This window comes from Methylobacterium sp. P5_C11 (assembly GCF_054049775.1).
The window spans coordinates 1-13,146 of record NZ_JBFULS010000038.1 but is presented as its reverse complement, the minus strand read 5'-3'; the positions used below and the strand labels follow the sequence as shown (position 1 = coordinate 13,146).

At 70.0% G+C, this 13,146-nt stretch carries 12 protein-coding genes and 1 pseudogene; 10 read left to right on the top strand and 3 right to left on the bottom strand.

Features of this window, described 5'->3' with window-relative positions:
• Positions 1-133 precede the first annotated feature (133 nt).
• A complete protein-coding gene (locus ACXJKQ_RS18720) occupies positions 134-1,153 on the bottom strand; it encodes a DapH/DapD/GlmU-related protein (protein WP_457107234.1) in 1,020 nt (339 codons plus the stop codon).
• A 167-nt stretch (positions 1,154-1,320) separates the two neighbouring features.
• Between ACXJKQ_RS18720 and ACXJKQ_RS18715 the strand changes: the two genes are divergently transcribed.
• A complete protein-coding gene (locus ACXJKQ_RS18715; RefSeq protein ID WP_457107233.1) occupies positions 1,321-1,788 on the top strand; it encodes a molybdenum cofactor biosynthesis protein MoaE in 468 nt (155 codons plus the stop codon).
• Positions 1,789-2,039: 251 nt separating this feature from the next.
• On the top strand, positions 2,040-3,185 hold the full coding sequence (locus ACXJKQ_RS18710) for an AI-2E family transporter (protein ID WP_457107232.1): 1,146 nt from the start codon (positions 2,040-2,042) through the stop codon (positions 3,183-3,185).
• 178 nt (positions 3,186-3,363) lie between these two features.
• On the opposite strand, the gene ACXJKQ_RS18705 is transcribed toward ACXJKQ_RS18710, so the two are convergent.
• Complete coding sequence (locus tag ACXJKQ_RS18705; RefSeq protein ID WP_457107231.1) at positions 3,364-4,596, bottom strand: amidase; 1,233 nt, start codon at positions 4,594-4,596, stop codon at positions 3,364-3,366.
• Positions 4,597-4,706: 110 nt separating this feature from the next.
• On the opposite strand from ACXJKQ_RS18705, the gene ACXJKQ_RS18700 reads away from it, so the two are divergent.
• The 6 genes from ACXJKQ_RS18700 to ACXJKQ_RS18675 all read left to right on the top strand — a co-directional run bounded on the left by ACXJKQ_RS18700 (position 4,707) and on the right by ACXJKQ_RS18675 (position 10,498).
• Positions 4,707-5,705, top strand: a complete 999-nt coding sequence (locus tag ACXJKQ_RS18700) for an extensin family protein (RefSeq protein ID WP_457107230.1) — start codon at positions 4,707-4,709, stop codon at positions 5,703-5,705.
• A 704-nt stretch (positions 5,706-6,409) separates the two neighbouring features.
• Positions 6,410-6,871, top strand: coding sequence for a hypothetical protein (locus tag ACXJKQ_RS18695; protein ID WP_457107229.1), 462 nt, complete (start codon positions 6,410-6,412; stop codon positions 6,869-6,871).
• A 2-nt stretch (positions 6,872-6,873) separates the two neighbouring features.
• Entirely contained in the window at positions 6,874-7,536 is a 663-nt protein-coding gene (locus ACXJKQ_RS18690) for a ribonuclease T2 family protein (protein ID WP_457107228.1), read from the top strand.
• Positions 7,537-7,602: 66 nt separating this feature from the next.
• Positions 7,603-8,451, top strand: a complete 849-nt coding sequence (locus tag ACXJKQ_RS18685) for a 23S rRNA (adenine(2030)-N(6))-methyltransferase RlmJ (RefSeq protein WP_457107227.1) — start codon at positions 7,603-7,605, stop codon at positions 8,449-8,451.
• A 223-nt stretch (positions 8,452-8,674) separates the two neighbouring features.
• The gene (locus ACXJKQ_RS18680) at positions 8,675-9,952 is read left to right on the top strand and encodes a porin (RefSeq protein WP_457107226.1); all 1,278 of its coding nucleotides are present in this window, start codon (positions 8,675-8,677) and stop codon (positions 9,950-9,952) included.
• A gap of 267 nt (positions 9,953-10,219) precedes the next feature.
• A complete protein-coding gene (locus ACXJKQ_RS18675) occupies positions 10,220-10,498 on the top strand; it encodes a hypothetical protein (protein WP_457107225.1) in 279 nt (92 codons plus the stop codon).
• A gap of 39 nt (positions 10,499-10,537) precedes the next feature.
• On the opposite strand, the gene ACXJKQ_RS18670 is transcribed toward ACXJKQ_RS18675, so the two are convergent.
• A complete protein-coding gene (locus tag ACXJKQ_RS18670; RefSeq protein WP_457107224.1) occupies positions 10,538-11,098 on the bottom strand; it encodes a GNAT family N-acetyltransferase in 561 nt (186 codons plus the stop codon).
• 191 nt (positions 11,099-11,289) lie between these two features.
• On the opposite strand from ACXJKQ_RS18670, the gene ACXJKQ_RS18665 reads away from it, so the two are divergent.
• Positions 11,290-12,774 (top strand): peptidoglycan DD-metalloendopeptidase family protein, encoded by a 1,485-nt coding sequence (locus tag ACXJKQ_RS18665; RefSeq protein ID WP_457107223.1) that lies wholly within the window; start codon positions 11,290-11,292, stop codon positions 12,772-12,774.
• A 191-nt stretch (positions 12,775-12,965) separates the two neighbouring features.
• A pseudogene (locus tag ACXJKQ_RS18660) lies at positions 12,966-13,146 on the top strand (IS481 family transposase); the annotation flags it as partial.

Here is a 13,146-nt window from a genome sequence, read left to right as displayed (position 1 = left end):
CGACCCCAATGGCTCGAGGGCGGGACGCGCGAGGCGGGAGAACCGGATCGTGCCCGCATCCCGTGCTGCCGAGGCCCGCACTGCGCGCTCCCCCCGATGAGGCCGCTGTCGGGTGCGGTCGGTCGGACGAGCGCTAACCCAGCGCCTCCTGCGCGGCGCGGTACTCCCGGCCATGCTGGCAGTAGCCCTCGACGATGCGGATCATCATGGCCCGCTTCTCGGCGTCGAGGGGCGCCAGGATCCGGGCGGGGCGTCCGCCCCAGAGATAACCGGCCTCCAGGATCTGGCCGGGATCGGTGGTGGCACCGGCCGCCAGCATGACGTCGTCGGCAATCAGCGTGCCGGACGCGATCGCGGCGCCGATGCCGATCAGGGAACGCGCGCCGATCCGGCAATCGGCGATCCGGACGTTGTGGGCGATGGTCGTGTCCCGTCCGATCACGACACCCTCGCCCCGGGTGCGGATGACGGTGTTGTCCTGGATGTTCGCGTCCGCGCCGACCACGATCGGCCCGGCTTCGGCGTTGAGTTCGCAGCAGAACAGCACGCTGGACCCGGCGCCAAGGCTCACCCGGCCGCGCAGCCGTGCCGTGCGGGCCACGAACACGCTGGCCTCCACCTCCGGCGCTTCCCCGGGCGGGACGGCGGGGCCGTCGCCCATTCGCTCGCGCAGCCGCTCCGCACGCTCGGCGACCTCGTCGGGCGTGATCGGGCGGCTCGGCCGGGCCGGGCTGCCGGCATAGGCGTAGCCGCCGGGCAGGTTAGCCCGGGGGAACACGGTCGATCCCGCCTCGATCACCGCGCCGTCGCCGATCTCGGCCCCGTCGAGGATCACCACGTCGTCCTCGATCACCACGTCGGAGCCGACCGTGCAGGCATGCACGACGCTGTTGCGCCCGACCGTGACGCGGTCGCCGACCTGCGTGCCGTGCGTCAGGGTGGCGATGTGCACCGTCGAGCGGTGGCCGAGCCAGAAACGGTCGCCGAGGGTGACGCGCTGCCCGTCCGCGCGGATCACCGCCTCGTCGCCGATCCAGGCCTGCGCGCCGATGCGGGCGGCCCCGATCACCGTGCTGCCGCGTCCGCACCAGACGGGACGGCTCGCGAAATCCGGCAGGACGCCTTCATGGGCCAAAATCAGTTCGGGGGTCACGCGGATATCCTTCTCCAGCGGCCGTCCGGAGCACGCAGGGTGAGCCGGGCGGTCGCGAACCGCGCGCCGGGCCGGCAGGGCGCGACGGATCGTGTCATATAGAGCCGGGAGCGGGTGTGACAGGCACGGCACTGGCCGGCACGATCGCGGACTCTTATGGATCGGTCATGAACGCCCCCGTTCCGAGCATCGCCATCCAGGCCGATCCCTTCGACACCGCGGCCGAGATCGCCCGGATGAGCGCCGAACTCGGCGGCCGGGCCGGCGCCGTCGTCACCTTCACGGGCCTGTGCCGCGACGAGGACGGGCGCTTGGCGGCCCTCGAACTGGAACACTATCCCGGGATGGCCGAGGCCGAGATCCTGCGGGTCGCCGAGGCCGCGATGGCGCGCTGGCCCCTCCAGGCCCTGCGGGTGATCCACCGGCACGGGCTGGTGCGCCCGGGCGACGGCATCGTGCTGGTCGTCACGGCCGCGAGCCACCGGGCGGCGGCGTTCGAGGGTGCGGATTTCCTGATGGATTACCTGAAGACCCGGGCGCCGTTCTGGAAGCGCGAGCACCTCGCCGACGGCACCACCGGCGGCTGGGTCGAAGCAACGGCCCGAGACGACGCCGCGGCCGGGCGCTGGTCCTGACCGCCTCAGTCGCTCGGCGCATCGAGCCGCAAGGCGGCGAAGGCGCCGACGCAGGAGATCCCGGCAGGACCGCGCTGCTGAACGCCTCGCCGGTATCGAAGGCCCGGCCCAGGCCGAGGGAACGAACCGCCGCGTCGCTGCAGCTGTCCAGGCGGGCTCCCCTGGATCGGCCGGCGCTCGACGGAACCCACGGCCCGCACTTGACCTCGACCGCCCCGCGGCGTTCGTGAGCCCGCGGTGCAGGAGCAGTGATGTCGGATAGCAGCCTTCGGGACTTGGACGGCCCGGTTGGGCCGTGGCGCGGCGCGGCCCCGCTCGCCGCCTCCGGCATCGCCGTGGTGTGCTTCGTGGCGGCGCTGGCGCTCGCCTGGCTGTCGGTGGGCACGCTTCTCCTGATCTTCGCCGGTGTGCTCCTCGGCGTGTTCCTCGACGGCCTGACGCGCGGGCTCGGTCGTGTGCTGCCGCTGCCGCGGGCGCTGCGGCTGGCCGTCGTCAGCCTCGCCGTCGCGACGGCGGTGATCAGCTTCGGGACTTACGGCGGCGCCACCATCGTCCAGCAGGGCCGCGACCTCGGAACGACCATCAAGGACCAAGCCGGCACGGTGTCGGGCTGGCTCTCCGAACGGGGCATCGACGTGCCGAGCCTCGCGCCGAAGGGGGGCGGCAAGGACGGGTCCACCGATTCGGGTCAGAAAGAGGGCGGCCTCGGCGGCCTCGCCTCCGGTCTGCTGAAGGGCGGCGGGTCCTTCGTGTCGGATGCCGGGAGCGTCCTCGGCCCGGCCGCAGCGGTGATCCTCGGTCTGTTCGACGCCCTCGGCAACGTTCTGGTGATCGCCTTCCTGGGTCTCGCCTTCGCGGCCGACCCGAAGGCCTACCGGGACGGGGTCTTGCGGTTCGTGCCGCCGGCGAAGCGCTGGCGCGCCGCCCACGTCCTCGACGGGGCGGGTGAAACCCTGCGGCACTGGCTGTTCGGCCAGCTGATCATCATGGCGGTGATCTTCCTGTGCACCTGGGCGGGCCTCGCCTTCCTCGGGCTCGGCGGCGCTCTGATCCTGGGACTCCAGGCGGGGCTGCTCGCCTTCGTGCCCACGGTCGGGCCGCTGGTCGCGGGGCTCGTCATCATCCTCGCCGCGCTGGCCTCCGGCGCGAAGGCGGTGATCGGCGCGATCGGCGTGTATCTCGCGGTCCAGTGCCTGGAGAGCTACGGCCTGACGCCGTTCATCCAGAAGCGCGCCCTGGACATCCCCCCGGCGACGATTTTCGCCGGACAGCTGATCCTCGGCGTCATCTTCGGGCTCTGGGGGATCGCGCTGGCCCTGCCGCTCATGGCGGTGATCAAGGTTCTGCTGGAGCAGCTCTACGTGGAAGACACGCTCCACGAGTCGGCGAACAGCTGAGCCCGGACGCGTGATACAGAGGCACGCGCTGCCCGGCATTTGTTCGGACGACCTTAGGGCTGACCCGGCCGCTTCACGCGACACGGGCCATCGCCCTCGAAGAGCCTCGTGCTGACGGACGGGGCGCGCCTGCGGCCGCCGCGTCGCACGCGGCGGCGCGTGCAGCCCCTCTCGGGTCTCAGCCGCGCAGGGCGTCTTCGATCATCCGGGCGACGGCCAGAGCCCGGCCGTCGTCGCCGAACCGGCCGATCACCTGCACGCCCACCGGCAGGCGTTGGCCCGGGACCGGCACGTTCACGCAAGGCACGCCCATCAGCGTCCAGAGCTGGTTGAAGCGCGGGTCGCCCGTCGAGGCGAGCGTCGCGGGGGCGGATCCCGGGGCCGAAAAGGTCAGGATCGCGTCGTAATCCGCGAACAGGTCCTTGAGCACCCGGCGGGCGCGGTGGCCGTGGCGGCGGGCGTCGTCGTATTCGGCCGGACCGTAGGCGGCCCCGGCATCGAGGTGTTCGCGGACCCGCGGCGGCAGGGCGTCGGCTTGGGTGTCGTATTCCCAGGCGAGCGCCAAGCGTCCCTCGTAGTTCTGGATGATGCGGTGACGCTCCCAGGCCTGTGCCAGCTCCGGCGGCAGGGCGAGGTCGTGCACCCGCGCCCCGGCCCGCTCTGCCGCCTGCCGGGCGCGCACCAGGGCGGACTCGGCATCCGGCTCGGGCGCCTCCGCGAAATCCTGACGGACCAGAGCGATCCGCGGCGCCGAGCCCGCCTCGGCCCGGTCGATCTCCGGGCGTCCGGTGACCAGCGCCAGGGCGTGGGCGACGTCTGCCACGCCGGCAGCGAACAGCCCGACCGTATCGAGCGCCCAGGAATAGGTCTTCACCCCGACGGTGGGGATCAGCCGGAACGACGGCTTCACCGCCGCGCAACCGCAGTAGCTGGCCGGCCGGATCACCGATCCCGCCGTTTGCGTTCCGAGCGCCAGGGGCAGCATCCCGGCACCCACGGCGGCGGCGGAGCCCGCCGAGGAGCCCCCCGGGGTGTGGCCGGGATCGTGCGGATTGACCGTGCCGGTCGGATCGCTGCTCGCGAAGGCCGTCGTGGTGGTCTTGGCCAGGGCCACGGCGCCGAGACTCTTCAGGCGGGCGACCACGGCGGCGTCACCCCGTGGCATCCAGCCCGCATAGATCGACGAGCCCATCTGGGTCGGGAGGCCGGTGCTGTCGATGATATCCTTGACGCCGACTGCGATCCCCGCGAGCGGCCCGGAATCCGGGATCGCCGGGGCCGGGTCGAGCGTCACGAGGGCGTGCAGCTCGGGTTCCCGCGCGGCGATGGCCGCGCGGCAGAGATCGATCGCGCCCGCGGGCGTCAGGGTGCCGGCGACGATGCGGGCGCGGAGGTCGAGAAGTGAAAGCATAATGCATTCAGTCTGCGGTCCGCTGCGCTGTCAACTGAGACGCCACAGGCCGCGGCATTCCCGAAACGCCGTTGACGAACGCTTTACGCGAAAGTGCGCATCGTCCGGGCATGTGGCGTGGCGTATCCCTGTTTTCGGCCCTGGCGCTGTTCGGCGCAGGGCTCACCGCGTGCTCGATCAATCATTTCGAGCGGCGCGAGCCGTGGCGCGATCAGGCGGAGCAGGTCTGCCTGGCCAAGAAGCTCGTGGAGCCCTCGGAGTTCATCACGCCCATCGCGGCGATGGACGGCCCAGGACCCTGCGGCATGCAGCAGCCCTTCCGGGTGACGCGGCTGGCCGGCGGCACGGTCCTGATGAAGCAGCGAATGACGTTGGGCTGTCCGGCGCTGGCCGAGGCCGAGGCGTGGCTCGCCGACACGATCCAGCCGGCCGCCAACCTCTATTTCGGCGTGCCGGTGGCCGAGATCAACGCCGGCTCGTATTCCTGCCGCGGCCGCAACAATCAGCCCGGCGCCAAGCTCTCCGAGCACGGGTTCGGCAATGCGATCGACGTGATGTCGATCAAGCTCGCCGACGGCCACGTCATTACCGTGAAGGGCGGCTGGCGCGGCACGGAGGCCGAGCAGGGCTTCCTGCGGGAGATCTTCCTCGGCGCCTGCCAGCGCTTCAGCACCGTGCTGGCACCCGGCTCGAACGTCTTCCACTACGACCACATCCACGTCGACCTCGCCCGGCACGACCCGCGCGGTCTGCGGCGGATCTGCAAGCCGTTCATCAAGTTCACGCCGCAGCTCGGCACCGGGGTGGAGCGTCCGCTGAGCCGTCCGGTTCCGCCGCAGCGCCAGCCTGCCGACCCGCAGGCCCCGGCGGATGTGGAGGAGGACGATCCCTACGGCGTGGCGCCGATGTCGAAGGCCGGGGGCGCGACTCAAGTCGCCCGGGCGCCGGCACGCCCGCTCGACCGCCCGGCCGCGGCTTCGGCCTACACTTCCGCGTCTCCGGTCCGGCCCGCGCCGCGGATCGCGACCGCCGCCCCGGAGGAGCCCGCGCCGGATTACGATGAGCCGCTGCAGCTCGGCGCGCCGCCGAGCGCGGGGCCGATCTACTGAGAGTGGGGCTCGACCTGTTCGAAGCGCGCCGATCGGTCGTCTCGCTTCAGTCTCAAGGAGCAGGGCGAGCGCCCCGTTCACGAATGGGTCACGAGCGGCGATTCGGAACCGCTCGACCCGAGGCCGTCATGGTCGCGGCGAGCCGCCGCTTGGGCGGTACGGAGCGTGCGCAGCGTTCTCCGGCGCCCTGGCGCCGAGGAAGACCGCGTTGATCTCGGAAGCGACGTCCCCCAGGCCGACAGGGCCGCAGCCGACAATCTGCCCGATGCCATCCCTGGCAAGCGCGAATTGGCCGCCGGGCACCCGCTGATCGGTCGGGGTCGGTGCCGAAAGACGAATCGTCGCGAGCGGGAACGACGCGCTGGTCTGTCGAGCCGTGCAGGATGGCGTCGCGTTCGTCCGGGGCCTCGATCGCGGTCGCGACCTGGAGATCGCGGCATGCGATGCCTGACGGGCCTGCACGCTTGAATGCGGCGCCTGGGCTTTGTGTCTCCGTGGAGGGGTGCCGCCCTCAACCGGCCGGTTGGCGATCGAAAGACGGCGACGAACGGGGTCCCTCCGTTTCCGAGATCAGGCCGCCGACTGTAGCGGCCGCGCCGCACAAGCTGCCAAAGCGTGGCGGCCAGATCGTTGGAGCTTGACTGGCGGCACGGCGGCGGCATCGTTCCATGATGCAGGACCGCACATCCGTCGAGGCACGCGCCATGCGCCCGATCCGTCACGGCCTCGCCCTCGGGCTGGCCCTTCTCTCCCTGGCCCAGCCGGCGCTCGCGCGCTCCGCCCGCGAGGACATCGAGCCCGCCGAGGAGCGGATCTTCCCGTTCGACGCGCAGATCCCCGCCTGCCAGGACCCCTCGGTGCTGGAGCGGGTTTCGACCAACTTCGCCGAGAAGGAGGCGAAGTTCTGGAACTCGTCGATGACGATCCTGTCCTTCGACACGATCGAGCGCACGGCCTGGCGGCCCTGGGGGTTGGACACCTACCCGCGCCGGTTCTGCTCCGCGACCGTGACCACTTCGGACGGCGTCCGCCGAAAGGTCGACTACTCGGTCCGAGAGAGTCTGGGCATTATCGGGGCGACCTGGGGCGTCGAGTTCTGCGTCCATGGGCTCGACCGCGAACTCGCCTACGCGTACGCCACCGCCTGCCGGATGGCGCGTCCCTGAGGATGCGCCGCCTCGCCGCCTGCCTCGCCGGCCTGCTGCTCGCCGGTCCGGTCGCCGCCCAGGATTACGGCGGCTTCGCCCGGCGGGGCACCCCCGGAGAATTCGACTTCTACGTTCTGGCCCTGTCCTGGTCGCCGACCTACTGCGCCACGACGCGCGAGCGCCGGGACGACGCCCAGTGCGCCCCCGGCCGCGGCCTCGGCTTCGTCGTGCACGGCCTATGGCCGCAATACGCCCGCGGCTACCCGGAGAACTGCTCGGCGGTGGTTCGGTCGCCGACCCGGCAGGCCATCGAGGTGGCCGGGCAGGTCTACCCGAGCGAGGGTCTCGCCCGCTACGAGTGGCGCAAGCACGGCACCTGCTCGGGCCTCGATCCCACCGCCTATTTCACGGCCGCCCGCGAGGCCCGGCTGGCGGTGACGATCCCCGACGGCCTCAACGGCGGTTCTCCGCCTCAGTCGCTGGCGCCGATCGAGATCGCCCGGCAATTCGTGGCCGCCAACCGTGGCCTGCGCCCCGACATGATGGCGGTCACCTGCACGCGCGGGCAGCTGCAGGAGGTCCGGATCTGCTTCGGCAAGGATCTGCGCGGCTTCACGCCCTGTCCCGAGGTCGCCCGCGGTAATTGCCGTGCGCCCGAGGTGACCCTCGGCGCCGCGCGCTGAGTTTTTTCGGCGATTTCGGCGCCGGACCCTGGACCCGGCGCGCGGGATCCGCTTGAGGGCGCTGCCATGAACTATCGGCACGCCTTTCACGCCGGCAATCATGCCGACGTCCTCAAGCATCTCGTGCTGGCGCGGGTGCTCGACCACCTGCGCCTCAAGGACAAGCCGTTCCGAGCCCTGGACGCCTTCGCGGGGCTCGGCGTCTACGATCTTGAGGCCGACGAAGCGGCCCGCACCGGCGAGTGGCGGGACGGCTGGGGGCGGATGGATGCCCCCTTCGCTCCCGACGTCGAGGCGCTGCTCGCGCCCTATCGGGCCGCGGTGGCGGCGGTGCGGGCGCGTCATGGCACCAGCGCGTATCCCGGCTCGCCGGCCGTGATTCGCGAGGCGCTGCGCCCTGGCGACAAGGGCGTGTTCGTCGAGCTGCATCCAGCGGACGCCGCGACGTTGCAGGACCGCTACGCGCGCGACCCGCGCGCCAAGGTGCTGAACCTCGACGGCTGGACCGCGATCAACGCCCAGATCCCGCCTCCCGAGCGGCGGGGGCTCGTGCTGATCGACCCGCCTTACGAGGTTCCCGGCGAGGTCGAGCGTCTCGGCGCCCACCTTGCCCGGGCGGTGGCGAAATGGCCGACCGGCCTCTTCCTCGCCTGGTATCCGATCAAGGACGCCGCCGCCCTCGATCGGATGGTCCGCGACCTCGACGCCGCCCTGTCCCGCCCGGCCCTGCGCCTCGACTTGCTGATCGACCGACCGGACGACCCGACGCGGCTCAGCGGCAGCGGTCTGATCGTGGTCAATCCACCCTGGCGGCTCGCCGACGAGGCGATGCTGTTCCTGCCAGCCCTCGCCGAACGGCTGGCCCGGCATGACTTCGGAGGGTTTCGCTGCGATCCCATCGGCCCAACGGCGTGACACGGCAGCATTGGCCGGCGCCCTGGAAGCTGTTCGGGCCGGAGGGAAAGGAAAAGCCCGGTCTCTCGGAGGGAATGTGGCGACAAAGACACATTTCTGCGCCGAACGTACGCAGCGATACGGATATGCCTAAAAAGTATGCAAATGCTTGTTGTTTGATTTTGTGTCATTCGCCCCGCGATGTCAGCTTGGCCGTGGACGAATCCGAACGAGCCGCAACATCATGCTGAAGCGATCCACCCTTGCCGGCCTGGCCACCCTGCTGCTGTCCTCCACCAGCATCCTGGCGGCCGATCTGTCGGCTCCGGCGCCGGTGCCCGTGCCGCCCCCGGCTGAGCCCTGCAAGGCCACGCTGCTCGGCCCGACTTATAGCGGCGTGATCAAGGCCAACCCGAGCCCGACCTGCTTCGCAGCCGGCCCCCTCGGCGACCTCTACGTGGGCGGTGCCGTCACCGGCTACGGCTACACCCAGTCCAACCCGTTCGCGTCGTTCTCGACGCCGGCGGCCCCCAACGACCGCGACCGGGCCGCGCGGTTCGACTTCTCGAACATCCAGGGCGTCATCCAGAAGCCTGAGGGCGCGTTCCAGTTCTACATCCAGGCCGGCGGCTACTCGATCCCGCAGCTCGGATTCCCGACCCTCGGCACCTTCACCCAGACCGATCTCCTGTTCGGGCCGGTCCCGGTCGCCTTCGGCAAGATCCAGATCAACGATGAATGGTCGGTCCAGGGCGGCCGGATGTTCACCCTGATCGGCACCGAATTGCTGTTCACCTATCAGAACCTGAACATCAACCGCGGCCTCCTGTTCGTGCAGGAGAACTTCATCAACCAGGGCGTGCAGGTCAATTACAGCAGCGGCCCGCTCTCGGTGTCGGTCGCCGGCACGGACGGTTTCTTCTCCAACGAGATCACGTGGTTCACCGGCAACGTTGCCTACAAGCTCGACGACTACAATACGATCGGCGTCAATGGCGGCCTGAACGTCGGCCGGACCAACGCTCTCGACCGCAGCCCGCGCTATCAGTTCGCGACGCCGAACCTCCAGCAGAACAGCGGCATCTTCAATATCAACTACACCTACGCGAACGGTCCGTGGATCATCTCGCCGTACTTCCAGTTCACCAACGTCGAGCGTGATCTGCGCGTCGGGATCGGCAACTCGGCCTCGACCTACGGCGGCGCGCTGCTGGCGGCCTACTCGTTCACCGACAACTTCTCCCTGGCCGGCCGTGTCGAGTACACCGAGCAGACGGGCGTGCGCGGCTCCGGCGGGACGAACCTGCTGGGCTTCGGCGCCGGCAGCAACGCCTTCTCGGTCACCGTCACACCGACCTTCACCTTCGACCGCTACTTCTTCCGGGTGGAGTACGCGCACGTCGAACTCGGCGGGATCACCCGCGGCAACCTCGCGGAGGGCACGCTGGGCACCGGCTTCGGCCGCACCGGCAACCGCACCTCGCAGGACCGCTACATGGTCGAGACCGGCATCACCTTCTGATCCTGCATCGCCCCATTTCAAGGATCTGTCGAGAGCAAACCCCCGGCCAAAGGCCGGGGGTTTCTTTTTGGTTGGTAGTATCATTCGAATACGCCCGGTAAAGGCTGTAAGCTTGCATTATTACCGGTTCAATAATCTTGGATAATACGAATTTTACACGAATAAGAATTCGTGCAATCCGTCGCCACCGTGAATTTGACTTGATCGTCTCTTGATTCGTCCCGTATAGCCCATGCCGGATTGCGGCCTTCGTTGGGGAAGGGGCGGATGGTTTCGATCGCAGCGTTGTCGGCGACCTTGTGGAGCCTCGCCGTGCCGGGCATGACGCCGAAGGCGTTGCGCGCCGCGGTTCGGGAGAAGCATCCCGATGCTGCGCGGAAGGACGTGGTGCGTGCAGCGTTCCACGCGCTGATCGAGGGCCGTCCCCGGGACGATCGCGGCTTGGACGCTCTCCACAGCTTCGCTCTGGCGGAGCGCGCGCAGGACGACGAGACACCCTTCGCGATCGGCGCGCGGCGCCCGAAGATCCGCCGTCGCGGCGCATGACGGGCGCTGTACGGACCGGGGCCGCCGGACATCGGAGCGTCAGACCCGCCTGAGCAGGCGGCGGCCCGGGCGGTGACCCTCCTCGCCGGTATCGCGAAAGCCCAGCTTCTCTAGGAGCCCCCAGGAGGCGACGTTGGCCGGCCGGCACTCCGCGACGACGATGCGGGCCGGGAAGCGTTCGCCGAGGCAGCCAAGGATCGCCGAGACGGCTTCGTAGGCGAAGCCGCGTCCGCGGGCGGCGCCTCCGATCCAGTAGCCGATCTCGATCGTGCCGGTGCCGCGCAGATGCGTTCCAATGACGCCGACGAGCTCGAGGCCGGCCGCATCCGCCTGCCCTCCGGCTTCAGGCGGCGCGCCACCGCGAATCCAGGCGCCGAGGAAGCAGTCCCGGCCCCGTGCACCACTGCGGATCAGATCCTCGGCATCCTGCAGGGTGAAGGGCGTCGGGAGAAAGTCCACCGCCGCGGTGATCGCCGGATCGTCGGTAAGCCGGCGCAGGGCTGGCGCATCGGTGCGGCGCAGGGCGGCGATCGAGAGGCGCGCGGTCTCGATTGCGGGCAGGTCGGCAAGGGTGTCGCGCGCGCCGCGGATGGTAAACATCCTATCGATGTGGGGTGCCGGCCGGTCAGGAAAAGACTCGGTCCCGACCGGCTGAACCCAGCCCGGTACCGCGCGAAAGCCGGGCGATCGCCTTCGCGCCAGGGTCGCAGAACGCCAGAACGGGAACGGTTGCTTAACCTGAATCCGTCTTCATTGGCGCATCAAGTTGCGTCAGGCAAACGGGTGCGTCGATGCGGGTGCGCGGTACGGGTCAGATGTTGCGGACGCTGTCGCGCGTGACGCTCATCGGCATCATCGGCGGTGCGGCCGCCGCCTGTTCCTCGGACGCGTCGCGGCTGAGCAACCCATTCTCGAATCCGTTCGACTCGGAACCGGCCGCCACCGGCAGCCTGCCGGACGGGACCCTCAAATCCGTGCCGACGGTTCGCACTGGTCGCATCCAGTCGGAGGCGCTGAGCCCGCCCGGCGCCCCGCGCCCGGCCGCGGCTGCCACCCCCGCCCAGACCCATTCCGCTGCCCCCGCGACGCGCGTCGCCTCGACGGGCACGGTCGGCTGGAGCGCCCAGGGCGGCACCCAGATCACGGTGTCGCAGAACGACAGCCTGAACCAGATGTCCACCCGCTTCGGCGTGCCCGCATCGGCGATCCTGTCCGCCAACGGCCTCACCAGCGCGAGCCAGATCACCCCCGGCCGGCAGATCGTGATCCCGGTCTACCACGCCTCCGGGTTGAACCCCGCCGCCGCCCCGATGACCGGCCGTCCGGCCCGGGCCGCCGAGGAGAAGCGCGAGGACGCCAAGCAGGTCGAGGCCAAGATCGCCGCGAAGCGCGAGGAGGCCAAGGAGAGCGCAAAGGAATCCGCCAAGGAAGCGGCCAAGGAAGCGGCCAAGCGCGAGGAGGCCGCCAAGCGGGCGGCCGCCGAAAAGGACGCGGAGCGCAAGGAAGCGCTCGCCCGCGATGCCGCCGCCCGCAAGGTCGCCGACGCCAAGCCCCGCAAGGACGCCTCGGTGAAGGACGGCGACAAGCCGCGGCATGTCCGCCCCGGGCAGGTCGCCAAGGCCGACGAGAAGAAGGCCGACGAGAAGAAAGCCGATCCGAAGGCCGAGGCGAAGGCGAAGGCCGAGGCGAAGGCCCAGGAAGCCAAGGCTGATGCCAAGGCCGCCGCGAAGGCGGAGGCCACGCAGAAACTCGCCGAGGCCAAGGCCGCCAAGGAGGCTGCGCAGAAGGCCGCAGCCGCCGAGAAGACCGAGAAGGTCGCCGCCAAGGAGACGGCCAAGCCCGCTCCGGTCGCGGCGGCCGCCCCGGCCAAATCCGAACCCGCAGCCACCGGTTCGGTCGCCGAGGCGTCGGAGAGCTTCCGCTGGCCCGCCAAAGGTCGGGTGATCTCGGGCTATGGCAGCTCCGGCAACGAGGGCATCAACATCGCCGTGCCGGAAGGCACGCCCGTCAAGGCCGCCGAGGAAGGCACGGTCGCCTATGCCGGCTCCGACGTGAAGGGCTACGGCAAGCTCGTCCTGGTTCGCCACGCCAACGGCTACGTCTCGGCCTACGCCCATAACGGCGAGATCGACGTGAAGCCCGGCGACAAGGTCAAGCGCGGCCAGACCATCGCGAAGTCCGGGGCTTCCGGCAACGTGACCTCGCCGCAGCTCCACTTCGAGATCCGCAAGGGCGGCGCCCCGGTCGATCCCATGTCCCAGCTCGCCAGCAACTGAGCGGCGTCGACGAACCGGATAAGGCGGTCCCGAGAGGGGCCGCCTTTTGCGTTGTGCCCGCCCCTCGCATCGATCCAAACGGAAACGTCCGTGCAGTTTGGAAAAATCGATGCCCCAACGAGGCCTAGTTGTGCAGTCCCGCGGTGTGGTGGCATCAATTTAGCTGTAACCGCCGCACACCGGGAGGCGTTATGGGACAGGTTCTTCACGGCTGCGCCACGACCACGCACGCGGTCAGAGCAACGCTACAGCGATCGAAAGCTCCGCTCAAAGATCTTGCCGCCCAGCATGGACTGAACCCCAAGACAGTCGCGAAGTGGCGTAAGCGAGCCTTCGTGCATGACGCGGCGATGGGACCGAAGACGCCGCGCT